Source organism: Microbulbifer variabilis ATCC 700307, from assembly GCF_000380565.1.
In the GTDB taxonomy this organism is placed as follows: Bacteria; Pseudomonadota; Gammaproteobacteria; order Pseudomonadales; family Cellvibrionaceae; genus Microbulbifer; species Microbulbifer variabilis.
Genome location: NZ_AQYJ01000023.1, coordinates 284,880 through 307,660 on the forward strand (window position 1 = coordinate 284,880; position 22,781 = coordinate 307,660).

Annotated in this window: 20 protein-coding genes; 9 read left to right on the forward strand and 11 right to left on the reverse strand. The window is 46.0% G+C overall.

Features of this window, described 5'->3' with window-relative positions; genetic code table 11:
* Positions 1-80: 80 nt before the first annotated feature.
* The 3 genes from G367_RS0106535 to groL all read left to right on the forward strand — a co-directional run bounded on the left by G367_RS0106535 (position 81) and on the right by groL (position 2,748).
* Positions 81-551 (forward strand): FxsA family protein, encoded by a 471-nt coding sequence (locus G367_RS0106535; protein ID WP_020412314.1) that lies wholly within the window; start codon positions 81-83, stop codon positions 549-551.
* Positions 552-765: 214 nt separating this feature from the next.
* Positions 766-1,059, forward strand: a complete 294-nt coding sequence (locus tag G367_RS0106540) for a co-chaperone GroES (protein ID WP_020412315.1) — start codon at positions 766-768, stop codon at positions 1,057-1,059.
* A 48-nt stretch (positions 1,060-1,107) separates the two neighbouring features.
* A complete protein-coding gene (groL, locus tag G367_RS0106545) occupies positions 1,108-2,748 on the forward strand; it encodes a chaperonin GroEL (protein ID WP_020412316.1) in 1,641 nt (546 codons plus the stop codon).
* Positions 2,749-2,894: 146 nt separating this feature from the next.
* Here groL and G367_RS0106550 read toward each other — a convergent pair whose 3' ends face one another.
* Positions 2,895-3,674, reverse strand: a complete 780-nt coding sequence (locus G367_RS0106550) for a DUF4886 domain-containing protein (RefSeq protein WP_020412317.1) — start codon at positions 3,672-3,674, stop codon at positions 2,895-2,897.
* Between the two features lie 331 nt (positions 3,675-4,005).
* Between G367_RS0106550 and G367_RS0106555 the strand changes: the two genes are divergently transcribed.
* Positions 4,006-6,732, forward strand: coding sequence for a LamG domain-containing protein (locus G367_RS0106555; RefSeq protein WP_020412318.1), 2,727 nt, complete (start codon positions 4,006-4,008; stop codon positions 6,730-6,732).
* A gap of 122 nt (positions 6,733-6,854) precedes the next feature.
* Here G367_RS0106555 and G367_RS24950 read toward each other — a convergent pair whose 3' ends face one another.
* Both G367_RS24950 and G367_RS0106565 read right to left on the reverse strand, forming a co-directional pair.
* Positions 6,855-8,645 (reverse strand): sensor histidine kinase, encoded by a 1,791-nt coding sequence (locus G367_RS24950; protein ID WP_020412319.1) that lies wholly within the window; start codon positions 8,643-8,645, stop codon positions 6,855-6,857.
* Positions 8,623-9,300 carry a winged helix-turn-helix domain-containing protein gene (locus G367_RS0106565; RefSeq protein WP_020412320.1) on the reverse strand — a complete coding sequence of 226 codons (678 nt, stop codon included), beginning with the start codon at positions 9,298-9,300 and terminating at the stop codon, positions 8,623-8,625. The genes G367_RS24950 and G367_RS0106565 overlap by 23 nt, the downstream gene beginning before the upstream one ends.
* A gap of 878 nt (positions 9,301-10,178) precedes the next feature.
* Here G367_RS0106565 and G367_RS0106570 point away from each other — a divergent pair.
* Positions 10,179-10,952, forward strand: a complete 774-nt coding sequence (locus G367_RS0106570) for an SDR family NAD(P)-dependent oxidoreductase (RefSeq protein ID WP_020412321.1) — start codon at positions 10,179-10,181, stop codon at positions 10,950-10,952.
* A gap of 18 nt (positions 10,953-10,970) precedes the next feature.
* Positions 10,971-11,969, forward strand: coding sequence for an AraC family transcriptional regulator (locus G367_RS0106575; protein WP_020412322.1), 999 nt, complete (start codon positions 10,971-10,973; stop codon positions 11,967-11,969).
* 108 nt (positions 11,970-12,077) lie between these two features.
* Here the strand turns inward: G367_RS0106575 and G367_RS0106580 are convergent, their stop codons facing one another.
* The 4 genes from G367_RS0106580 to G367_RS0106595 form a co-directional block, all read right to left on the reverse strand.
* Positions 12,078-12,383: a hypothetical protein gene (locus G367_RS0106580; protein ID WP_020412323.1), complete on the reverse strand. Its 306-nt coding sequence runs from the start codon at positions 12,381-12,383 to the stop codon at positions 12,078-12,080.
* 176 nt (positions 12,384-12,559) lie between these two features.
* A complete protein-coding gene (locus G367_RS0106585) occupies positions 12,560-14,005 on the reverse strand; it encodes a coniferyl aldehyde dehydrogenase (protein ID WP_020412324.1) in 1,446 nt (481 codons plus the stop codon).
* Between the two features lie 222 nt (positions 14,006-14,227).
* On the reverse strand, positions 14,228-14,494 hold the full coding sequence (locus tag G367_RS0106590; RefSeq protein WP_020412325.1) for a PepSY domain-containing protein: 267 nt from the start codon (positions 14,492-14,494) through the stop codon (positions 14,228-14,230).
* 103 nt (positions 14,495-14,597) lie between these two features.
* Complete coding sequence (locus G367_RS0106595; protein ID WP_020412326.1) at positions 14,598-15,029, reverse strand: hypothetical protein; 432 nt, start codon at positions 15,027-15,029, stop codon at positions 14,598-14,600.
* 142 nt (positions 15,030-15,171) lie between these two features.
* Between G367_RS0106595 and G367_RS0106600 the strand changes: the two genes are divergently transcribed.
* Both G367_RS0106600 and G367_RS0106605 read left to right on the forward strand, forming a co-directional pair.
* Positions 15,172-16,203 (forward strand): Fe(3+) ABC transporter substrate-binding protein, encoded by a 1,032-nt coding sequence (locus tag G367_RS0106600; protein WP_020412327.1) that lies wholly within the window; start codon positions 15,172-15,174, stop codon positions 16,201-16,203.
* A 121-nt stretch (positions 16,204-16,324) separates the two neighbouring features.
* Complete coding sequence (locus G367_RS0106605) at positions 16,325-18,010, forward strand: ABC transporter permease (RefSeq protein WP_020412328.1); 1,686 nt, start codon at positions 16,325-16,327, stop codon at positions 18,008-18,010.
* A gap of 6 nt (positions 18,011-18,016) precedes the next feature.
* On the opposite strand, the gene G367_RS0106610 is transcribed toward G367_RS0106605, so the two are convergent.
* Together G367_RS0106610 and G367_RS24955 are read right to left on the reverse strand one after the other, a co-directional pair.
* Entirely contained in the window at positions 18,017-19,123 is a 1,107-nt protein-coding gene (locus tag G367_RS0106610; RefSeq protein WP_020412329.1) for an ABC transporter ATP-binding protein, read from the reverse strand.
* Positions 19,124-19,706: 583 nt separating this feature from the next.
* Complete coding sequence (locus G367_RS24955) at positions 19,707-20,387, reverse strand: DUF6629 family protein (protein ID WP_020412330.1); 681 nt, start codon at positions 20,385-20,387, stop codon at positions 19,707-19,709.
* 406 nt (positions 20,388-20,793) lie between these two features.
* Here G367_RS24955 and G367_RS26040 point away from each other — a divergent pair, with 406 nt between their 5' ends.
* Positions 20,794-20,955 carry a hypothetical protein gene (locus G367_RS26040; protein ID WP_157533383.1) on the forward strand — a complete coding sequence of 54 codons (162 nt, stop codon included), beginning with the start codon at positions 20,794-20,796 and terminating at the stop codon, positions 20,953-20,955.
* 440 nt (positions 20,956-21,395) lie between these two features.
* On the opposite strand, the gene G367_RS0106620 is transcribed toward G367_RS26040, so the two are convergent.
* Together G367_RS0106620 and G367_RS0106625 are read right to left on the reverse strand one after the other, a co-directional pair.
* Entirely contained in the window at positions 21,396-21,899 is a 504-nt protein-coding gene (locus G367_RS0106620) for a GNAT family N-acetyltransferase (protein ID WP_020412331.1), read from the reverse strand.
* 95 nt (positions 21,900-21,994) lie between these two features.
* Positions 21,995-22,594: a hypothetical protein gene (locus G367_RS0106625; protein ID WP_020412332.1), complete on the reverse strand. Its 600-nt coding sequence runs from the start codon at positions 22,592-22,594 to the stop codon at positions 21,995-21,997.
* Positions 22,595-22,781: the final 187 nt, after the last annotated feature.

The following is a 22,781-nucleotide window of genomic DNA, read 5'->3' on the forward strand; positions in this document are numbered from 1 at the left end:
CCCACTCCATTTAATACAGCATGTCGAAAATATCCCCAGCCCCGGATTAGCCGTGGGCTGTTAGATCAGGAATCCTCTCTATGCGTCCCTTGCTGCTGCTTCTATTTATAGCTCTACCTGTACTCGAATTGTGGGTATTGATTGCCGTAGGGAGTGAAATCGGCGCCTTGCCCACCATCGGCCTGGTGTTTCTAACGGCTATCATCGGCGTGACGCTGCTGCGTCGCCAAGGGCTCTCTACCCTGGCAAGGGCCCAGGAGAAGATGCGCACTGGTGATATTCCCGCCCAGGAGATGGTAGAAGGTATCTTTCTCGCCGTCGGCGGTGTTCTGCTGCTGACCCCCGGCTTCATCACCGATATTCTCGGTTTCGCCTGCCTGATACCGGGACTGCGCCAGTTATTACTGGGGCGGTTACTTCGCCATGTCACTATCGTTCGACCAGGTGGCCCCTTCCAACCGAATGCCTCCAGACGTGGCCCCGATATTATCGAGGGAGAGTACTCACGGGATGAGCGGAACTCCGTTGAGCACAAGCGCCACAAAGACTGATTTGGTTGAATAGTGCACACTTTTACACTTAAAACGGCACTTTTATAGTTTTTTCACTTTAGGGTGTTGAAATCTATTCTCCCGCCCATAGATAGGGATCAACTGAGAATTAAGCCCCGCCTCTGAGGACCAGAGAGGGGTGAGGTTACCGGCCCGATGGGCCTGTACCGCCAATGTTGGAAAACCTTAAAACGACTCAATGGAGAACTTATCCATGAAAATTCGTCCTTTACACGACCGCGTCGTAGTACGCCGTAAGGAAGAAGAAGCGATGTCAGCTGGCGGTATCGTGCTGCCAGGTGCTGCCAAAGAAAAGCCAAACCAGGGTGAAGTGGTAGCCGTGGGTGAGGGCAAGCAGCTGGACAATGGCGATGTGCGCGCACTGTCTGTGAAGGTAGGTGACACGGTTGTTTTCGGTCGCTATGCCGACAGCAATACCCTCAAGGTGGAAGGCGAAGAGCTGATCATCATGAGCGAAGGTGATATCTACGGCGTGTTGGAAGGCTAAGGCCAGCCTTTAACTTTACTCGCAAAAAGAATTTGAGGAATAAGAATCATGGCAGCTAAAGACGTAATTTTTGGTGACGACGCTCGTCAGAAAATGCTGAAAGGCGTAAACATCCTGGCAGACGCTGTAAAAACTACTCTGGGTCCTAAAGGCCGCAACGTAGTTCTGGACAAGTCCTTCGGCGCTCCTACCGTAACCAAAGACGGTGTTTCCGTAGCGAAAGAAATCGAGCTGAGCGACAAGTTCGAAAATATGGGCGCACAGATGGTTAAAGAAGTTGCTTCCAAAGCTTCTGACACCGCTGGTGACGGCACCACCACCGCTACTGTTCTGGCTCAGGCTATCGTAACCGAAGGTCTGAAATCCGTAGCCGCTGGCTTCAACCCAATGGACCTGAAGCGCGGTATCGACAAAGCGGTAACCGCAGCAGTTGACCACATCGCTGGCCTGTCCACTCCTTGTGCCGACACCAAGTCTATTGCTCAGGTAGGTACTATCTCCGCTAACAGCGACGAGAGCGTTGGTACCATCATCGCTGAAGCCATGGAAAAAGTTGGCAAAGAAGGTGTTATCACCGTTGAAGAAGGTTCCGGCCTGGAAAATGAGCTGGACGTAGTAGAAGGTATGCAGTTCGACCGCGGCTACCTGTCTCCTTACTTCATCACCAACCAAGAGAACATGACTGCCGAGCTGGACAATCCGTTCATCCTGCTGGTAGACAAGAAAATCTCCAATATCCGCGACCTGCTGCCCCTGCTGGAGCAAGTAGCTAAAGCCTCCAAGCCGCTGCTGATCATCGCTGAAGACGTAGAAGGCGAAGCGCTGGCAACTCTGGTTGTAAACAGCATGCGCGGCATCGTTAAAGTTGCTGCTGTTAAAGCACCTGGCTTCGGCGACCGCCGTAAAGCCATGCTGCAGGACATTGCGATCCTGACTGGCGGCACCGTGATTTCTGAAGAAGTTGGCCTGGAGCTGGAAGGTACCACTCTGGAGCACCTGGGTACTGCTAAGCGTGTCACCCTGTCCAAAGAAAACACTGTAATCGTTGACGGCGCTGGCAATGTTAAAGACATCGAAGCTCGCGTTAGCCAGATCCGTGCACAGATCGAAGAGTCCTCTTCCGACTACGATAAAGAGAAACTGCAGGAGCGCGTAGCCAAGCTGGCTGGCGGTGTTGCGGTAATCAAAGTAGGCGCCGCTACTGAAGTGGAAATGAAAGAGAAGAAAGCCCGCGTTGAAGACGCCCTGCACGCTACCCGCGCCGCAGTAGAGGAAGGCGTAGTACCTGGCGGTGGTACCGCTCTGGTTCGCGCTACCCAGGCTATCTCCGTAACTGGCGACAACGAAGACCAGAACCACGGCATCGCTGCAGCTCTGCGCGCTATGGAAATGCCTCTGCGTCAAATCGTTTCCAATGCTGGTGACGAAGCTTCTGTAGTTGTTGACAAGATCAAGCAAGGCGAAGGCAACTTCGGTTACAACGCTGCTACTGGCGAGTATGGCGATATGCTGGACATGGGTATTCTGGACCCAGCAAAAGTAACCCGCTCTGCTCTGCAAGCGGCAGCCTCTATTGCTGGCCTGATGATCACCACCGAAGCCATGGTTGCAGAAATCCCGGAAGAGAAGCCGGCTGCTCCTGACATGGGCGGTATGGGTGGAATGGGCGGCATGGGCGGCATGATGTAAGCCGGCCTTAAAGCCTACCCCAAAAAGCCCCGCAATTGCGGGGCTTTTTTATTTTAGGTACATGGAATGATAGGTTAATACTGGTGCTGCGACGCAGCAAACAATCTGATTAATGGGGATACAACAGACCCAGATCCAGGAATAGCCTATGGATCTAAATTAAGTTTCTTAGTTTGTTGTGCTAGTAATTCGGCTGTTTCCTTAGATATGCCATTGATTGGTGGAGCATTTAATTGAGGTTGTTTCAGTAGATAGGAAACAAAGACCGCGGCAGATAGATATACACCATTCTGATTGGGGTGGCTTCCATCATGAGCGTATAGGTCAATGACTTTATCTGAGGAGCTAATTGTTTCCCAAGCGAGGCCGACTGGTATTACTTTTGAAGATGTTGTCTGGGCTATATTCTGATAACCCTCAAACAAGCGGGCTTGCATTTTACTGCGAGTATCATTGGAATAATTTTGAGTGTCCCCATGCTTACGGCCCCAGGTTAGAAAGAGGAGAGGAGTGGCACCGGCCAATCTAATTTCTTTGGTGAGTTTTTTTGCGTAGGGGTAAATCTCTTTATGCCTCTGTTCTTCGGAGAATGAGGGAAGCTGGCTTTGCTCCTGAAGCACCACATAATCCCATGCCCTCTCATGAATAGCTTCTAGTGTATCCGTAGACTCAGAGTGTTTTTGTAAGGTCCACCCTCCCGGAGTTATGGATCTATATATAATTTGTGCTCCATTGCTTTTAGCAATTGCCTGGATTATCGGAGGAAGAGGGCGTGTGTAGCTATTACCGATAAAAAGCACAGATAGAATTTCCTGAGTTTTCTGCTCAGTCTGCTTCTTTGGCCCTACTAGTAAGTAAGCTCCTACCAATAATAGAAAGATAAGAAAAAATATTTGGATTTTTAGATGGCTTTTAAATTCTTTCATTGTGTTGGATTTCCAAGTGGGGCTATTACCACTTAGGATAGGTCTATTTTGTAATTTGTTCTGTGCAGCGTGTTTAAGGATCTACATTCTTATGAGGTTGAATAGGTTATTGAGGGAATAAATTGTTATCTTGAAATTAGTCATCTGATTATTTTTCGTTACTTTATGAGCTGTGAGAATAATTATGAATATGAACGATCTAGATTCGCTAAATATAAGTCCTATTTTAATTTGGGGGGAGAAACATTACATATATTTAATGTTCAGTCCAGCAGAGGGTTAGTATGTCCTTTTAGACTTCCCTTTCAGTAAATGGGAGGAAAGAGCAGATATGTTGCTATCAAAAGGTAATCTTGTACTAGCTGCCTGTCTTGCAGTACTAGGCTGCAAGGATTCGGGGGACTCTGGAGGGAGGCAGGTGTTAGAACCCAGGGGTTCGCAAGTAGACTTAAGCCAAACGTCGGCTGGTTTTTTTGCGCACTATACCCGTGTCAACTCAGTAGATATTCCGGAAAAGATCACAGGACCTTATGCTGACATTATTGTGAACCTTGAAGGGAAAGGTAAGCTTGTTTTTGCTCGTGATCATAGTTATCGGCCTGTTTGGCACTTTGGAAAAAATTCTAATCCTGTAGCGCATTTGGCTGATATTTCGAGTGATGCCAATACTCGCTTTGATAAATCAAATGACTTTTCTTATGTTCGTATTTTAGAGCAGTCAGATGAAAAGGTTGTTATTCATTGGCGTTACTTCCCGAAAGCTAATGCGAAAATGGGGCGAGATCCCGAAGGGGTAGTCCATGAGATATATACGATTACTCGAGATGGCAATGTAACCAGGTTATACCGGCCAGGCACTGATACCATCACAGGCTGGGATGTGCGTCGAGGGGCTATTATTCAGACTATGCGTCTCACGGAAAATGGCATAGCCGATGTACAAAATAAGTCTGGAGAGCTACAGGCAGGTGTGTCTCAGGGTAATGGGAATACGATAGTTAATTATACTCCCCCTGCCTTACCAGTGGCGCATTGGAAGTTTGATGAGGGGGAGGGCACGAGTACTGTTGAGAGCTTGAAATCAGCGACTGGATATATTGACAGCCACGGGGGTGATTGGGTCGCTGGTGTGTCTGGTTCGGCCCTTTTTTTTGACGGTTATAGATCAGCAGTGGTGGTCGCGCAGGATGAGGCACCCATATTTAAGGAGGCTCTTTCTATTGAAGCCTGGATTAATCTAGCCGCTTATCCATGGAATAATGCTCCTATCATTCACCAGTCAGATAATATGGGAAATGAGGGGTATTATTTTGGAGTAAGTTCTGACGGTAAGCTGCTTTTTACGGTAAATGGAAAAACTTTAACTTCTGATAGTGTAATCCCAGTTAATCAGTGGATTCATGTTGGTGTTTCTGCAGAAAAGAGTTTGTCGCTCTATATCAATGGTGTTTTAGATAAAAGCCAATCTTATGATGTCAATTTTTCAATTCCAGATATGCCAATGATTGTTGGAATGAATAATTCACCTTTACCAGCAACAGATGGAGTTCGGGAGAGTGAATTGAATGAATTCAATCATTTCTCCAGTATATTCGGTATTGAGGGGGCAATAGACGAGATTGCCATTTATAAGCACTCTCTGACTTCTAAGGATTTTGATGATAGCTACAACGGTTTTTTATTGGCACAAAAGAAAGCTCCAGATCCTGGTTTTACGAAGCGGCAATTGCCAGACCTTGAAAAATACCCCCAGAAGTTTGGTGGGATTTATACAAAGTTAGACTTTCATGATGCTTGGGATAACCTATGGAGGGTTACGGACAACGAAGATATTGTAGTCCGATTCGATAATAAGCCGATCAGTTATGTATATTGGCGAGGAACATCACACGGCATGAACTTGGTGACAGATAATCGGTGGATGTCTGATCAAAGTGTGGAACTGGTGATTCCCGATCCGGATGATCCTGAAACCCCAGCTTCAGTCAACCCAATTGTTTCTTTGGCTGAACACATGTCTGATAAGGCCGCTCTACGCACCCATGTTCGTATGATTGAAAATACTCCTGCACGGGTTAAAGTTCACTGGCGTTATGCTGCCGCAGATGTATTTGATTTACTCGTTTTGGATACTGCTTATATTGATGAGGTGCATACAATTTATCCCGATGGGGTGGCAATCCGGGATGTTTTTTACCATCCTGCAGCTGATGAAGGTGGCGTAGAATTTTATCAGGACTTCCAATGGTTACTAGGACCGGGTCAAAAAGCTGAGGACTTTCTGAATTATAATGCAGTTTCGATTGCGGGGCTTACGGGTGACTCCTCTGATATCATTTATCCTATATCCTTAGACAGGCCTGGTGATGGAGTGGACCCCAGTCCTTTGCCCGGTAATATTGCGGTGCTCAATAGCCAAACTAACTGGAAGGTCTTTGGAGTAAGTCAGGCAGGTGGTTTTTTCCCCTCTGCTAATGAGGAGAGTTCAAAGCATATAGATTTCCTGGGAGGTATTTTTCCGTTTGCAGGCCCTTGGAATCATTGGCCAATAGCTCAAATTCCTTCCGATGGTCGATTCTCCGTTGCCAATGATAGAGTTTCTCACTTTGCGGTTGGTAATCTAGAGGCCTTTGAATATGGTTCTGGATCTATGATGTATGGCTTTACCCAGGGAACACCGGTTGATTTACAGGGCTTGGCAAGTTCATGGATTTCTCCACCTGTAATAGATGCGGTTCAAGGTGTTAAGGGCAATGTAATTAATTTTATCACTGATGAAAGAGCCTATAGCCTGACATCAGATGGGGTATCAGGAGATATTTCTTTGATAGTGAAGGCTAATGATAGTAGTCCTTTGGTAAATCCATCACTAATTATTCGCGAATGGGGAACAAGCAAAACTCCGAGAGTAAAATTCAATGGCAAAGTACTATCCGATGTAAAATTGGGTATTATCAGAGATACAGATGGATCCCAGACTTTGATTGTGTGGTTACCTGTGACGGCAATCACGGATTCATCCATTGAAATTGTTCGTAATTCTGTTGGTGAGAGTTAATCTTCTTATTGGTTGTTGCATTTTAAGAATAAGCAGAATAGCCGTACCATTGTATGGCTATTCTGCTTTGTAAGTGGAAATTATCTGTATAGAATTTTTAACTTCCTTGTACGGATAAATATTCAATATAATTCACTGAATTTACTTTCCTGAGAATTTAATGAATGGGCGGGATGTGGATCTGTGATTGAAGGGATATCTATCTGTATCTTTAATCCATTGCAGTTAGCTAGGTGAATCTTAGCTTTGTGCAAATTACAAACAGCCAAAACAAGACTTAATCCAAGTCCATTACCTTTTGTATGCCTATGCGATTCCAACCGGTAAAATCGCTCAAAGACCTTTTTATGATCATCTTCTGGAATTCCCGGACCGCTATCGTGTAGCTGCAATTGAAGATTCTCCCTACCTTGTTGAGGTTGAGCTGAAAGCCTAATATCCAGTTTGCCACTTCCTGGTGCGTACTTAATTATATTGTCAAATAGGTTTGCAATAGACTGAGACCATTGGTTTTTATCTCCAAAGATCATATGTTGGTCATCAATCAAAGTAACGGATGGAAGTATTCCCTGATCATGAAAAATCGGTTCATAGACTTCTACCAGGGTTTTAAGAAGGTTATGAAGCGAAAAGTGCCGAAATGCTGACCTTTGTGCTCCTTGCTCAATTTGCGAGATTCTGAGTAACGCATTAAAGCACTCGATGATCCTGTCGTTTTCATTAATAATGGCTTCGATAGTATCTTTATCTGGTTTTTCTATATGCAATAATAGTTCTAGCTGGCCTCGTAGCCGAGAAAGTGGGGACTTCAAGTCATGGGCAATATTGTCGGAAACTTGTTTTATTCCCATCATCAATTGTTGGATTTTGTCCAGCATTGTATTGATATGTATAGATAACTGATCATAGTCTCCGCCATTACTATTATATGGGATCCGTTTGTCCAGATCTCCAGACATAATTTGGCGGCATACTTTGTTAATCTCGCTTATTCTTCTGACTGCTTGCCTAGATACAAGATATCCACAAATTAGGCTAATAATTGCAGTGATCAGAAGTCCGTAAAAAATAACAGAGTTAAGACTTTTCAATAGGTGATATTCTTGGGTGAAATCCTTCCCCAGTATTAGTTCTCCCCCGTCACTTAGTAGGGAAGTTCTTGCTAGGCATATGTGCTGTTCATCTTCTTGACCAAATGTAGAGTCTGGATTGTAGGTTGCCGTGTAGGTAGACTTATAGTTCTTGCTTTGTGGGGAAATTCCTTCGATATTACTAAGTATAATATTTCCCTTCGCGTCTTGAAGTTTTACACAGAGATCCTCTGTATCTAGAAAATACTCTGTCTCAATGTAATATTTTGCGAGTAGTGTTGCATCTATGTGGCGTTTCTTATGATATTGGGGCCAATGGCTAAATCGCTCATCAGTAATGTTGTCTACATAATCGTGAAAATCTTCGGGGAATTCACTATTAAGTAGATGCCAGATTAGGTTGGCGGGAATTTTTTCTAGTGGGGGATTGATATTCTCTCCCAGTGCGAATAATCGCCCTTGAATAGCAAGTTTCTCCTGATTGCTTAAGCTGCTTTTATTTAAAAGATTTTTGAAGTAGTGTGTGTAGTCGCTAGTGAATTTTGATGGTGAAGTGTGGTTGTTAATGAAATTTCTAGGTTTTACATTTTTAAAGTTTGGAAATATATCAGGGTGAAAAAACTCTAGATCATTGATTTCCGCAATAGATTCTTTTGTTATATTTTCAATTTTATGAAATGTTGGATTTGCCAACGATTGTTTTGTGATTAAATAGATGCTTGCCAATGAAATACTGGAGCTAAGGCAGACGCAGCTGAATGTGATAATTGCCAGTCTGAAACTGGAGCTTTTATGTAGCTTAATTTTTTTTGCGAAGGACATAGCCGGCCCCCCTTACTGTGTGAATAAGAGGACTGTCCTGAGATTGGTCAACTTTCTTTCTCAATCTGCTTACGTGCACTTCTACTACATTAGTTTTCGGGTCAAAATGAAGATCCCAGACTTGCTCCAAAAGCATTGTTTTTGTAACAATTTGACCTTCATGTCTCATAAGATATTCCAGGAGTTTGAATTCCTGGGTTAATAGTTCAATACTACGGCCTCTGCGTTGTGCCTTCCTTGTTAAGAGATTGAGCTCAAGGTCTGAAACAATAAGGAATTCGCAGGTGTTGGACTGAGGTTGGCGCCTACCAATGACTTCGACTCTGGCTAAAAGTTCTGCAAAAGAAAAAGGTTTGGAAAGGTAGTCATCACATCCACTACGTAAACCCTCTACGCGATGGTCGACGTCTCCGAGGTTACTTAGCATTAAAACTGGTGTACTGATTTCCATTCCCCGCAGGGATTTTAATAGTTTTAACCCATCCATACCAGGAAGCATTCGGTCAAGGATTATTACATCAAAATTTTCGATGCTGGCTTGAATTAACCCTGTTTTTCCATTATGGCATAGCTCTACACCATGCCCTTCCTGACTAAGGCCCTTGTGAAGGTAATGACTTAATTTGATGTCGTCTTCTATTATAAAGATTCGCATATATCTTTAGCTGGTAAATAGTTTTGGTTGCCGGTTATTTGTTGATCGAGTTGTTTTTTTAAGGTTTTCTGATTTGCCTCAGACTAAGCCATGTACATATGGTGAATATAAAAACGTAACTAAATATTGCTAGGCACTTTCAGCCTTTTAGATATGAAAAGACTTAATTAAAAGTGACAAATGCTATTTTTACACCATTCTGAAGAACTGGAAGTAGTGAAGTCTTTCTAGTTTTTTGTTTGTGGAGAACACTAACAAAAAAAGAGTTGTTAGGCTAAAACTGCGTCTTAAGTTGTGTGTTAAGTGTGCTTCATACCCCTTGTAATATCAATGCTATGTGGATCAGGTATTGATAGAATACCCTTTTGGTTAAGCTCACCTTGGTGTAAACAGTGCATTAAAAATGACCTGTAATCTATCGGGAAATTTAGAGGCTGTTAAAAAGCTTTGGTTCACGGAGTTACAGCAAATGACTCAATTGAGGTAGTAGTTCTTGCTCTCCAGAGTAGACAGACGTGAGACCAGGAAGTCAAAGGATCGGAAAAACATGAGTAACGATAGCTTGACTGCACTGAGTTTTAATATGGATGAAGTGCACGAGGGTAATGATCACCGCTATTGATAGGTACTTGAGAAAATTATCCCGTTTATACCGAAAGGAGCGCCTTCCGAATTCCTGGGGTTGCAGTTTCAAGGTCCGCAGAACGGGAAACGAGATCTTGAGCTTGTTTCGATGTTTCTGCGAAACTCTTAGAGTAGGGTGAAGGTATGCCTTTGGATGATGGCATGTTTGGATAGTCAACCGGCACAATCGGATTCTTAGCTGGCGTCTTTAGCTTATATACTGATTCCAAGATTAACGCTTGGGAGACAGTTAAATGGAAACGGCACTTATTACAGGAGCCTCAGGTGGTATTGGCCTTGAGTTGGCCAGGATACATGCGGCTAAGGGCGGCAACCTGGTTCTGGTCGCTCGGTCTGAGGGGAAGCTTTCAGCACTCAAACAGCAGCTGGAGAAGGATTTTGGTATCCAGGCAATGGTTATTGCTGAAGATCTTTCCGACCCTTTGTCCGCACAGAGAATTTTTGAGCGAACCCAAAGCGAGGGTGTGGAGGTTGGTACCCTTATCAATAATGCGGGATTTGGTGGTCACGGTCTCTTCTATCAGCGAGATCTGGAAGCTGAGCAGGGTATGATGCAGGTGAATATGGTTTCCCTAACCAATCTCACCCACCTGTATGTCAAAGGCATGGTTGCCCGCAATAGTGGGCATATCCTTAATGTTTCATCCACGGCATCTTTTATGCCCGGTCCTTTACAGGCGGTTTACTACGCAACTAAAGCCTATGTGACTTCCTTTAGCCAAGCCTTGGCGGAAGAATTGAAGGGCACAGGTGTAACAGTAACCGCTTTATGTCCGGGCGCTGTTGCGACTGGGTTTGTAGCGGCTGGTGATCTTCAGGGAGTAGATATCTGGAAGAACGCCCGTTCAGCAGAATCCGTTGCTAAATGTGGTTACGGGGCTATGGAACGTGGGGATTTGGTTGCTTTTAATGAGAAGCGGCTTAAAGTATTTCTGAATTGGATAATGCCATTACTGCCCCGTAAAATGGTGTTGAAATTTTCCCGCCAGACGATGGAAAAATCTTGATTGCGAGTAGACCCGGTAATGACCAAGCGCGCAGCTAAATTTCTGGTATCCCCCAGCTGGAAGCTGATGTTACACGATATGAATATCGACTCAGCCATGGCTCTGGCTTATGCCGGGTTACCTGCAGATCTATTGCAGCGAGAGTCTGTGACACTTACTCCAATAGAGTACTTCCGCTTTTGGTGTGGTATAGATCAGGCCTCAAAGGATAGGCCGCTACCGCTCTTGTTGGCGGAGCATCTTACAGCTGAATCGTTTGATCCCCCTGTGTTTGCGAGTTTGTGTAGTGCAAACCTAAATCAAGCCCTATTGCGGATACAGCAGTATAAACCCTTGATTGGTCCCATGGATTTGCACCTGGATATTACCGAAGAATACACAAAGCTCAATTTAGAGTGCTATGGAAGTGACGGTAATATTCCTACTGCTTTGGGGCTAAGCGAATTAATTTTCTATATCCGCCTGGCCCGGTTGGGAACCCGGGAGAAAATTCGGCCATTGGAATTGGCGTTACCACAGTTACCAGAAGATCAAACGCCTTATAGAGAGTTTTTCGGTTGCTCAATTAAGCAATCAGATCGGGTACGAATTTGTTTCTCGGCGCAAGATGCGCAAAAGCCATTCCTGACCGCCAATATGCCTATGTGGGATTTTTTTGAGGGCAAATTAAGTCAGCAGTTAAAAGACTTGGATCGCGAAGCAACAATGGGAGACCGGGTAGGCTCTGTATTGATAGAACTCTTACCAGCGGGTGAGAGTTCTATCGAATCTGTCTCTGAGCGTTTATCTATCAGTAAAAGAACTTTACAGCGAAAACTTGGGGAGGAGAACCAAACCTTTCAGACAGTGTTACAGGAAGTCAGGTCAAATTTGGCCGATCACTATCTTGCCAGGTCCAGCCTACATTTGGGAGAGATCTCCTTTATGCTTGGGTTTAAGGAGCCCAATTCATTTATTCGAGCCTACCGAGGTTGGAAAGGAATAACACCATTACAATATCGGGATTCGATTGATTAGGCGACTAAAGTTATTTCTGGTAATAAAATTTAGTCGATTTTCTTTCGATTGTAGGTCTTACCGATGCACAATTCGAGAATATCAAAAATAAAAGATCTACTGGATTTGTTACCTGGCTGGACGATCAGCAAAAATTATTCCGTTATCTGGATTTACTTCCAGAGCTCTTAGTTCTCCTTGATACACGGCTTGTATTTTCCAGCGACCACCAACAAACCGCATACTGGTTATAGGTTTGAATCCCAGACTGTAGAGTTTTGCCCTAATAGTTGATGGATCAAGTGCGATTACCGAAGGGGTCGCCCCGTAAAGGTCGGGGCTATCATAGATAGGTGCTGGTTTATTAGGGTCTATCCCCGGGGGGATTGGATTGGTCAAGTTGCTCACGAGCACAACGGTTGTAATAAAACTCACATGAGGCTCCACACTACATAAAAGCCATATACTTAGTGTGGACAGGGGATGATCGTAGCGCCAGTGCTTAGGGGGGTATTTTTGGGTTTCCTTGCCAAAAAAATACCCCGGCAATGAGTTTTGCCGGGGCAATAAAATCAATTAGCGGTTAAAAATTTTACAAATGTATCTTGCGGTTAACGGGTCATCTTCAACATTACGTTCAAGATTTTGTTTGTGACATTCCCGTAGGGAGGGCGCATAAGTTTTAGTAGGTCAACAGGGCCCTGCTGAAATATTGGGCGTAACTTTGAAAAAGTGAGAAACCCTTCATAGCCGTGATAGTGCCCCATTCCACTCTCACCTATACCACCAAATGGAATATCGTGTTGGCCAACATGTAATACACAGTTATTAATCGATACACCGCCGGACATAATCCGCTCAATATAGCGGTTTTGCAGATTTTTATCGTAGGTATATGGGTATATTGCCAATGGTCTTGGGCGGGCATTGATATAGTCGATGACTTCCTCGGGCCTTGAGTAGGTCATAATTGGCAGGAGCGGGCCAAAAATTTCCCTTTGCATCGCCAGCATATCACCGTTCATATTAACCAGAATATGTGGTGGGAACTTGCGTAAGCTGTCATCCCGCTTGAGTTGCCCGCCACTGAGGTCATATACCTTAGCTCCTTTGTCGACTGCATCGTCCAGGGTTTTCCACAGGCGCTGGTAGGCGTTGCTATCAATAATGGAGGTGTAGTCAGAGCTGTGCCAATCTGGAAAGCGCTTCTTAATTAGCTGTGTCGCATGCGCAATAAAATTGTCCAGCTGGTTTTCTGGAAGGAAGAGGTAATCTACATTTACGCAGATCTGTCCGGCATTTACTAATTTCCAGTGGATCAGGCGCTCTGCCGCTTTTTCAATCGGGAAATCAGGGGCGATGATAGCCGGCGATTTTCCTCCCAACTCTAATGTGACTGGAGTTAGGTTTTCTGCAGCGGAGCGCATTACAGCGCGGCCTGTAGTACTTGAGCCAGTAAAAATTAAGTGATCAAATTTCAGGCTGGAGAATAGTGGGCCTATTTCGCCATAGTCGGCGATAAAAGAAAGCTTCTCCTGGGGAAAATACTTGGGGCTGATCTCTATTAACAGCTCGGCCAGCCGGCATGAGTTTGTGGACATCTTGACCATTGCCTGATTGCCTGCGGCAAAGACATTGGTCAATGGGGAAATACTCAGGTTAATGGGAAAGTTCCAGGGCACTATCACTCCAACTACACCAATAGGCTGGGGCACCACAGTATTTTTTGAGAGCGGGTAGGCCTTGAGGTCAATATGGCGCCGTCGAGGTTTCATCCACCTTTTGAGATTTTTTATCGCATCCTTGATACCTGCAAGTGCCGGGTAAATCTCCAGGAGCAGGGTTTCTTCCCTCGAGCGGTTCCCATAGTCTGAACATATGGCTTCTATGATCGCCTCCTGTTGTTCCCTCAACATTCGCGCCAGGGTTTTCAGGTCCTGTACTCGCTGCTGATAACTGGGGACTGGGTTGGCGTGATAGGCTCGACGCTGGCTATCCAGCTGACTCTGGAGTAGCGCCTTGTCTGCATCCTGCCGGGTAAGGGTCTGGATGGTCATTTTATTATCCTATGGCGTTTATCTTCGACCAGATTAACCGAATAATCGTTTGGGAGATTGACCAATCGCGTCAGCAGATTGACTAAATAGTAATTAAAGCGCACGTTCCAACTTTGAGGGTGGAAGTGCTAAGGGTCTGGCCCCGTCACAATAAATGTGTGCGGGGCGATAAGTAGGATCCTCGTAATTCGAGGGTCAGCACTTCTTTGTAAAGGCGACCGCTTAACTGTTGTCAGGTTTGTCAGACAAAACTTCTGCAGAATTAGGATCTACTTCCAAGTCGTGTTTCTGGTCTCCTTTATAGGCCTCAATTTTCCAGCGCCCATTGTCCAAGTCTACTTCGACAATGGGAGTAAAGCCTTGTTGTTCGAGTTTTGTCAGAACAGTGGATAGAGCCATAGCACCAGGAGGGGGTTTCTCATCGGCAAGAGCGGGATGGAGAGCGACCGCAGCGATACTCGCTAGTAATAGCTGGTAGGTGGTCTTCATGGTTGTACTACCTCGCTTGTAGTTGATTGACCGCTATTAGCGGAATAAATTGACCCCGCTCCTCTCCCCAGAGGAACGGCGGTAGAAGCGGTTTTCTGGCTCTTTATGGGCCCTGGCTACCTCCTTGAGTAAGGCGCTTTTGGATCTGCTCACACCACTCGGGACTTCCCGGTTCTATTCCGGGAAAGCTGCCACCTGTCAATATGGTTACTGCAGTAAACCATTCTTTACTGCCAACTGGAGGCAGGCCGGATGGGTATAGTTTTGCTATATGGGCACTTTGTCTGGCGATGATTTGTTGCTGCGCCCAAGCGAACCACTCTGGGGTGCAATCCCTTGCGTTCATACTGTGTTCTGTTGGTGGTGCTGGAGTGTTCCCTATAGGCGTGGGCGGCGCGACTGGCTCTTTCATGGCTTCTCTGGCAGTCCCGTCAGGGGCAGGGGTGTCGGGCTCGGGAGATCTGTGGCTATCGGACTGACGCTCACAGCCGTGAATGACAAGCATCAAGACGAGTAGGGGAGCAAAGCGGACCATGAAAACTCAAAAGGGTGACTGATTTGCTCCTAAGCATAGGAGGGATTTTGCGACTTTGCCGGTTACAGAGGTTCCAGGTTGACATTAACATTCATCCAAATGAGAATGCTTCTCAAGTTATCCCGAGGGTGATAGGACTCCCATGTTTACCAGATCTCTATTTCAAAAAGCGATTGCAACTATTGGTTTGATTGGTGCCTTTGGTGCCAATGCCGCTGAGCAAGTCAATATTTACTCTTACCGCCAGCCCTTTCTGATTGAGCCGATACTGGAAGAATTCACCGAGAAAACCGGTATTGAGACCAAAGTGGTCTACGCGAGCAAAGGCTTGAACGAGCGACTGCAAAGGGAAGGGCGCAACAGCCCCGCCGATCTGGTGCTCACCTCCAATACCAGTAGCCTGATGGACCTGCTTAACAAGCAGTTGACCCAACCAGTAAACAGTGAAGTCCTGAAAGACAATATCCCGGCACAATTCCGCGATGAGGCCGGCAACTGGTTCGGCCTGACCACCCGGGCGCGTTTGATTTACGCTTCCAAAGACCGCGTTAAGCCCGGTGAAATTACTCGCTATGAAGAGCTGGTAGACCCTAAATGGAAGGGGCGAATCTGTACTCGCAGCGGCAAGCACCCCTACACCCTGTCCCTGATCGCCTCCATGATCGCCCATCACGGTGAAGCAGAAACCAAGCAGTGGCTGCAAGGCGTGAAAGCGAACCTGGCGCGTAAGCCCCAGGGCAATGACCGGGCTCAGGTAAAAGCGATCAGCGAGGGTGTCTGCGACCTTTCCCTGGGTAATAGCTACTACTTCGGCAAAATGATTACCAATAAGGAGCAGCCGGAGCAGGTGGATTGGGCCAAGTCAGTCAACCTGGTCTTCCCTAACCAGAAGGATCGCGGCACCCATATGTTTATTTCCGGTGCGGCGCTGACCAAGCATGCCCCCAACCGTGAAAATGCCGTTAAGCTGCTGGAATTCCTCAGTGGCGCCGATGCTCAATACACTTACGCTGAGAAAAACTTTGAGTTCCCGGTGCGCCCCGGCACTGCCCGGTCTGGGTTGATTAAGGAATATATGGGTGAATTCAAGGAAGACGATCTGAGCCTAACGGAAATCGGTTCCTACGTTCCGGCGGCTTCCCGTATGGTTGATGAAGTGCGCTTTGACTTTTAGAATGGTCAACTAATGGGAATTGCTGCCTGGCATATTGGCAGCACTATCTCAGCCTTATTCGAACGGCCCTGTCGAGAGACCAGGGCCGTTCTTTTATAATGAGCTTTTGATTCCTTAATCCATGCTAAACCGAGCGAATTTATCAGCTTCCCGCTGGCTGCTACTGATAGCTACTATTTCCCTACTAGTGGCCCTGCCAGTGTTATCCATCTTTTGGTTGGCATTTTTCCCTGAAGAGAATATCTGGCCGCACCTGTTAGACACGGTGCTGCTCCACTATGTGTCCTCCACATTGATTCTGGCTGGTGGTGTCGGTTTGGTAACGCTGATGGCGGGCGTGGGCAGTGCCTGGCTGGTGAGCATGTGCCAGTTCCCCGGACGCCGTTTGTTCGAATGGGGACTGTTACTGCCGTTTGCTGTTCCCGCCTATGTCATTGCCTATGTCTATACGGATTTGCTGGAGTATGCGGGCCCTGTGCAAAAGTCCTTGCGCGCCTGGTTTGGCTGGCAGACGGCCAGGGATTACTGGTTCCCCGAAATCCGCAGCATGGGTGGGGCGATTGCCATGCTGTCACTGGTGCTCTTCCCCTATGTGTATATGCTCGCGCGCGCGGCATTTATCGAGCAGTGCGGCAGTATTCGGGCCGTGAGCCGGTCATTGGGCTGTACGCCCTGGCAGAGCTTTCTGAGAGTATCCCTGCCAATGGCACGCCCGGCAATTGCAGTGGGTTTATCACTGGTGTTGATGGAAACCCTGAATGACTTCGGCACTGTCGACTTCTTTGCCGTGCGCACCTTGAGTGTCGGGATTTACGATACCTGGCTGAGCCACGGAAATTTAGGGGGCGCAGCACAAATTGCCTGTAGCACTCTGATTTTTGTTGTTCTGTTAATTACGCTGGAGCGAATGGGGCGGGCGAGACAGAAGCACTTTGTACAGTCACCAAATTCCCAACGTGAACGCTATGTATTGCGCGGTTGGCGAGCCGGCGTAGCCCTGTTGTTCTGCGGGTTACTGCTGGTGGCGGGTTTTATTATTCCCCTGCTGGTTTTGGGAGGATACGCACTTAGTAACTTCTCCAGCTATTGGAGCGAAGATTTTATACAGATCGCCAGCAATAGCTTGTTACTGTCTATCGCAGCCGCATTGGTCTCTGTATTGCTGGGCTTGCTGTTGGCTTACGGTAAGCGGTTGCAACCCAAAGGGCCCGTGAAGCTTTTAGTCGGCTTTTCCAAGCTGGGTTATGCAATGCCAGGGGCGGTATTGGCGATTGGTGTCCTGATTCCACTGGCTGCATTTGATAATGCCGTCGACGCTTTTTTACGTGAGCACTTCGATATCTCCATAGGGCTACTGTTAAGCGGTAGTATTTTTGCCATTATTTTTGCCTACACGGTGCGCTTCCTGGCCGTATCCACGGGGGCCATAGAATCCAGTCTGGAGAAGGTAACCCCATCAATGGATAGGGCTGCCCGCTCTTTGGGGCGTAATAGCTGGCAAACCCTGTGGGCCGTGCATTTACCTTTGGTGCGTACAGGCCTGCTCACAGGCGGCTTGGTGGTCTTTGTGGATTGTATGAAAGAACTGCCGGCGACTTTGCTACTGCGCCCCTTCGGCTTTGACACCCTGGCGACCTATGTTTATCAATTTGCTTCCGATGAGATGTTGGAACGCTCGGCCATGGGGGCTTTATTGATTGTCCTGGTGGGATTAATTCCGGTGATTATGCTGAGTCGTTCCATTGGTTGGCGTAGAGGTGAGGAGCGCACAGCCCTGGCGAGCTCTGAAACGCCCGCCTTGTCCTGATCGCTTCTATTGGGCTTGGTCAAACACCAGTGCAGAGGAGAGGTGCAGGGGAAGTTTATCGCCCGGTGCCGCTTGAATATCTGCCTTCAAAGCGGCCTCGATAGTATCCCCTGCGGCCAGCTGGAAGCGATAGCTTACCTGGTTACCGAGAAAATTCTTTTCCAAAACCTGAGCCATCACAGCACCGGGATGTTCGCCTGCGGCAATATCCTCACTGCGCACAAACAGCTCGAGCTGATCTCCACTTTCGTACGCAGCTGTCGGCACCTTTACTTCCCCCAGAGGGGTGCTGATCAGGTCATTGCCCACAACAGTACCGGAAATGATATTTCCTTCACTGACGATTCTCGCAACCGCCAAATTCCTCGGCTTCTGATAAGTATCCTGTGGGCTGTCCCACTGCTGTAATTGGCCTTGGCTGAGTACTCCCAGCTTGTCTCCAGCAATAAAGGCCTCGTGGCGGTCGTGGGTAACAATAATCGCGGGGATTTTTTCCTCACGTAGTATATGGCGGACTTCGGCGGCGAGACTTCGGCGCAACTCGGTATCCAGATTGGAGAAGGGTTCATCCAGAAGCAACAACTTGGGGCGTGGTGCCAGCGCTCGAGCCAGAGCGACACGCTGCTGCTGTCCGCCGGATAGTTGGTGCGGGTACTGTTGCCCGAAGCCTTCGAGGCGCACTAACCGTAGTAACGACTGAGTGCGGGATTGCCGCTTGTTTTTTGGCATCGACTGGATACCGAAGGCAATATTCTGTTCAACGGTAAGATGTGGGAAGAGGGCGTAGTCCTGAAATACCACCCCTATTTTCCGCTGCTCTGCTGGAACCTGTATCTCAGGGGAGGAAATCACCTCCTTTGAGAGCTGGATACTCCCTTCCGTAACCGGCTGAAAACCTGCAATGGCGTGCAGCAGCGTCGTTTTGCCACAGCCGCTGGGGCCCAATAAACAGGCAATTTCCCCTGCCTGCAAAGCAAACGAGACTGATTCGATAACCACCTGCTCGCCGTAGCAGCACTGCAGGTTTTCTATAGAGAGTATGGGGTGCACAGGTTTTCCGGTAGTTTGGCTTTTAAACACTTCGGGCAGCTTTCGAGTGTAGTTGCTGATCATACTTACCACTAAACCAACCAGTCTAGTGTGAAGCATACCTTTAGCTGTACAGCGGAGGCTTCTTTTGATCGGAGTAGAGTTGGGTGTTTTTTAAGCAGGCAGGTTGTTAAAACACTCAACATAAACCCCATACGCTAATATATCCATTCTCAAGGATATTGAGATTTCACCTACTCCATAATCATAGTGATCAGCTGAATAGTATCGACATCTAATTGTAAAATAAGCTGGTCCAATTCAGATTATACCATCAGCCTAGGTATTTAGTCGTGTATTGGGCTACAAGTGATTTCGAACGGAGATAATAATACATCACTTACATTGAATTTTTCAGGGAGGGATATCTTCACTGGACGCTCATCAATACTGAGGTCGATGTGATGATTGGAATTCGCTTTTGAAGTGAGGAAAACTGGAGTAAAACTTTTTGAAGAGGCTAATCAAAGCTCCGTATACGCCTGAGTTTTCCTCCTGTCTATGCCACACTTCCGTTTTAGGCCGAAACCTAACTATACAAGGTATCTACTAAACGTGGGTAAGTTCTACCTTTAGCGCTGTGGCCAAATTAACTTTGCCACTATAGTCATGAAGCTTGTTTTTTAATCTTTGCTTTATGATCATTTATTAATAGAAAGTAAATCCATAAGGTCGATATTGCAGCAAAGAAACACCAGGTTGATACCCATGTTTCACGCTGAGTAAAGTAGACGATAACACCGAGTAGCATGACAAGTGCCCAAAACTTTCTAAAAATTAGATTGCTCGATAATAGAAATAAGAAACCAAGTGAAGAATAAATAATATGTCCTGCTGTAATGGAGAATAAGCTGTCATCGGACATGATATAACATAGGCTATGCCCACATACACTCGTTTTTATTAAGTGTCTTGGCCCTGTTTCTAATAGGACAGGTATCCAAAGGTATAAGCCAAAAATAAAACCTATCATAATTAATATAATAAAAAAAATCCTTTTCCATCTTTTTGTTTCAAGGCTAAAGGCTACGATTGGTATCCAGGCAAGCCAAAAAAGTAGAGCAAAAAATAAAAAGAAAATAGAAGATGCTGTTGTCAGTGAGGTTAAGTTTCCGTTGTGTCCAATCCATACCACGCCTTCACTCACTTGTTGTAGCGCAAAAAGAATAGGGGTAATCGCGAGCAACAAATAGGTTTTATCATTTTTTATAGCGTGTCTTATACACAAAGTCCCGCCGACAAGAAGCAGCGCTGCTGATCCGAATGATGCTGTGGCTGAAAAACACATAAGGATATTCTCTATATGTAGAATAATGTATTTTAAGCCAGGGTCTTATGACTTAATGTACAACATAACAATAGCCTTAACCTGGAAAATCAGTATAACTTCGCTAATTTGTACTAAACTTTGGAGTTGATCTGTGAAGACTATATCAAGTTCAGTGCTTTCAATTCTTCCAGTGAGTGAATCTGAAAACATCAACAAAGATGCATCAAAATTGCCCACGGAAATCGATACTTATACAGACAAAGTCTATGTCGCATGAGGGCAACAAGCCAATGCGATGCCGCTCGGTCAGTAGTCGTTCTTTATTCATTTATAAACGCTGGCCACCGTTTTGACCCTTGAATTGAGGATCGCCCGTTGCATATTAAGGTAATAATGCTCCCACTAAATTAAATGTATTTGGGGTATGTCGGTACTATCTGGTCAAACACGTTACGCGCGTTTAGCTTGGATCGCCACTGATCCCGCGACAACGGAGCTATTGAGTATGACTAATGTGGTTAGCGATGGCTCAGTCCGTCGCGTCTTGCTCAAACTGGCAGAAAAGCTCGCTAAAGATTTGTTGTAGCAACATTTACTTGAGAGTTATCGTCTCCTATCAACGACAACTTGGATTTTAGACGTGGATACCACGGTTAAACCTACCCGCGGTAAACAAGAACCGGCAGTCAAAGTTGATAACCCCATAAACCTGGGCGTCCTTGTCACACTTTTATGATCGTGAATTTACGGCTCATTTTGGATGTTGTGGTAAAGGCGGACACTCACTGCCATTCGAGTCACAGTTTTCCCGGATTACTGGTCATACTCGAACGACTAGAGCGTTCAAAATGGCCTCGTTTTGTACTTTGGTAACCCCAAGTAACTTAGTTGCATGCCACGGAAATAGCCGACAACAATAAAATTAGAAAAGTCATCTTGATATTCCGGTTATTTATAGATGACTTCCAACACTCTAATAAGGTGAAAAAAGAGGCGTAGCGTATAGAGATCGGATTAATTGGTTTTTTAGGCTGGTTTAGGTAATGCGTAGATATCTCTACTCAAACCGTCATTAAACTGTACCCGCCTAGTTTTTTTTCCACCTAGCCTTTCTACTAGGGCACGTGCAGCAATATTCTCATCATCCATATAGGTTTCTACTATATTCCATTTGAACTCATTATAAGCGTGCAACAAAGCTGCATTAGATGCTTCTGTAGCTATACCTTTTCCTCGCCCTTCAGGTGTTACCCACCAAGTAAGTTCTCTAGGCCAGTCTTTACCCTGCCAAAAACCACACGTTCCAATATAGCTATTATCTGATTTTAATTGGATGGCCCAAACACCAAAGCCAAGTAAATGCCATGATCCTAGATCGGCTTTCAATCTAGACCAAACTTGTTCTTTTTTAATAGGCCCGCCATACATTTTTGATGCTTCTTTATCTGTATAAAATTCCTCATATGCTTCAAAGCACTCTTCGCTTGGCGGAACTAATCTGAGCCTTTCGGTCTCTATTATTGGTATCATACTTTTCCCTTCAGTTTAACGCCTTTAGCAGCGGGCCGAAAAGGCGCCAGGATTTTTGATCCGTTGCCTAAACTTGTTAGAGTAAATATCGCACATTAGTTTTCGCGGACAAAGTTAATCAGACAGAGCGCTAAAAGCAAGGTTGCAATAACGCCAGATCCTCCAGCAATAGCAGAGGGCAAAAAGGCATCTCGTCCAAACGCAATCAAAATTGCATTAGCGAATATGGCAACAGCGCCAACTAATGCAGTCACACCTCCCAATGCCTTGCTATTCCCATGCATTTTGGCTATTCCAAAAATGAGTGCAGCAAAGCCTAACAAGAGCTTTGCTGCGTAATAGATCATGAAGGACAAGGCTACAACTGCTCCTGCCGTAGTTCCAAGCACGTCAAGTTGACTAGCGGCTTCGCGAAATGGTCCGAACATGGTAAGACCAATGCTAACCTGGACTACATTCAGTACTGCGCTGAACGCAATGGCGGACCATCCAACTTGATAGTTACTAGCTTGCACCATTGCGGCTCCGGCAAATGCTGAGAGAATAGTGAAGAGTAAGGCTTCGAGCCCCCAGAGAATTTGCCGCGGGGCGTTAATCTCAGCAATGTAGAGAGCAGTATAAACTGTCTGCGTAAGCGCCAGTACCAACAGCAGATATGATGTGATTTGGACAGTTTGTTTATTAGTAAAATTCATAATTACATGCCTCGTATTTTCTATGCCCGACTTTTGCTTTTAGGTGTAACTATCGTTCCAATACAATCCGTCTAAAGTTATTAGCTGGTGGCCGATTAGTCCAATTCATCAGGTTCCGTCTCACGCCGCCATCACCCACCGGAAGTAACTGGCGCTTTTTGTGCTCAGCAAAAAAGGTGACAGTTAC

Bases quoted from the DNA above. Each gene is read 5' to 3' on its own strand.
- G367_RS0106535 (WP_020412314.1), top strand. From the start codon at position 81: ATGCGTCCCTTGCTGCTGCTTCTATTTATAGCTCTACCTGTACTCGAA.
- G367_RS0106540 (WP_020412315.1), top strand. From the start codon at position 766: ATGAAAATTCGTCCTTTACACGACCGCGTCGTAGTACGCCGTAAGGAA.
- groL (WP_020412316.1), top strand. From the start codon at position 1,108: ATGGCAGCTAAAGACGTAATTTTTGGTGACGACGCTCGTCAGAAAATG.
- G367_RS0106550 (WP_020412317.1), bottom strand. From the start codon at position 3,674: ATGAAAGAATTTAAAAGCCATCTAAAAATCCAAATATTTTTTCTTATC.
- G367_RS0106555 (WP_020412318.1), top strand. From the start codon at position 4,006: ATGTTGCTATCAAAAGGTAATCTTGTACTAGCTGCCTGTCTTGCAGTA.
- G367_RS24950 (WP_020412319.1), bottom strand. From the start codon at position 8,645: ATGTCCTTCGCAAAAAAAATTAAGCTACATAAAAGCTCCAGTTTCAGA.
- G367_RS0106565 (WP_020412320.1), bottom strand. From the start codon at position 9,300: ATGCGAATCTTTATAATAGAAGACGACATCAAATTAAGTCATTACCTT.
- G367_RS0106570 (WP_020412321.1), top strand. From the start codon at position 10,179: ATGGAAACGGCACTTATTACAGGAGCCTCAGGTGGTATTGGCCTTGAG.
- G367_RS0106575 (WP_020412322.1), top strand. From the start codon at position 10,971: ATGACCAAGCGCGCAGCTAAATTTCTGGTATCCCCCAGCTGGAAGCTG.
- G367_RS0106585 (WP_020412324.1), bottom strand. From the start codon at position 14,005: ATGACCATCCAGACCCTTACCCGGCAGGATGCAGACAAGGCGCTACTC.
- G367_RS0106590 (WP_020412325.1), bottom strand. From the start codon at position 14,494: ATGAAGACCACCTACCAGCTATTACTAGCGAGTATCGCTGCGGTCGCT.
- G367_RS0106595 (WP_020412326.1), bottom strand. From the start codon at position 15,029: ATGGTCCGCTTTGCTCCCCTACTCGTCTTGATGCTTGTCATTCACGGC.
- G367_RS0106600 (WP_020412327.1), top strand. From the start codon at position 15,172: ATGTTTACCAGATCTCTATTTCAAAAAGCGATTGCAACTATTGGTTTG.
- G367_RS0106605 (WP_020412328.1), top strand. From the start codon at position 16,325: ATGCTAAACCGAGCGAATTTATCAGCTTCCCGCTGGCTGCTACTGATA.
- G367_RS0106610 (WP_020412329.1), bottom strand. From the start codon at position 19,123: ATGATCAGCAACTACACTCGAAAGCTGCCCGAAGTGTTTAAAAGCCAA.
- G367_RS24955 (WP_020412330.1), bottom strand. From the start codon at position 20,387: ATGTGTTTTTCAGCCACAGCATCATTCGGATCAGCAGCGCTGCTTCTT.
- G367_RS26040 (WP_157533383.1), top strand. From the start codon at position 20,794: ATGTCGGTACTATCTGGTCAAACACGTTACGCGCGTTTAGCTTGGATC.
- G367_RS0106620 (WP_020412331.1), bottom strand. From the start codon at position 21,899: ATGATACCAATAATAGAGACCGAAAGGCTCAGATTAGTTCCGCCAAGC.
- G367_RS0106625 (WP_020412332.1), bottom strand. From the start codon at position 22,594: ATGAATTTTACTAATAAACAAACTGTCCAAATCACATCATATCTGCTG.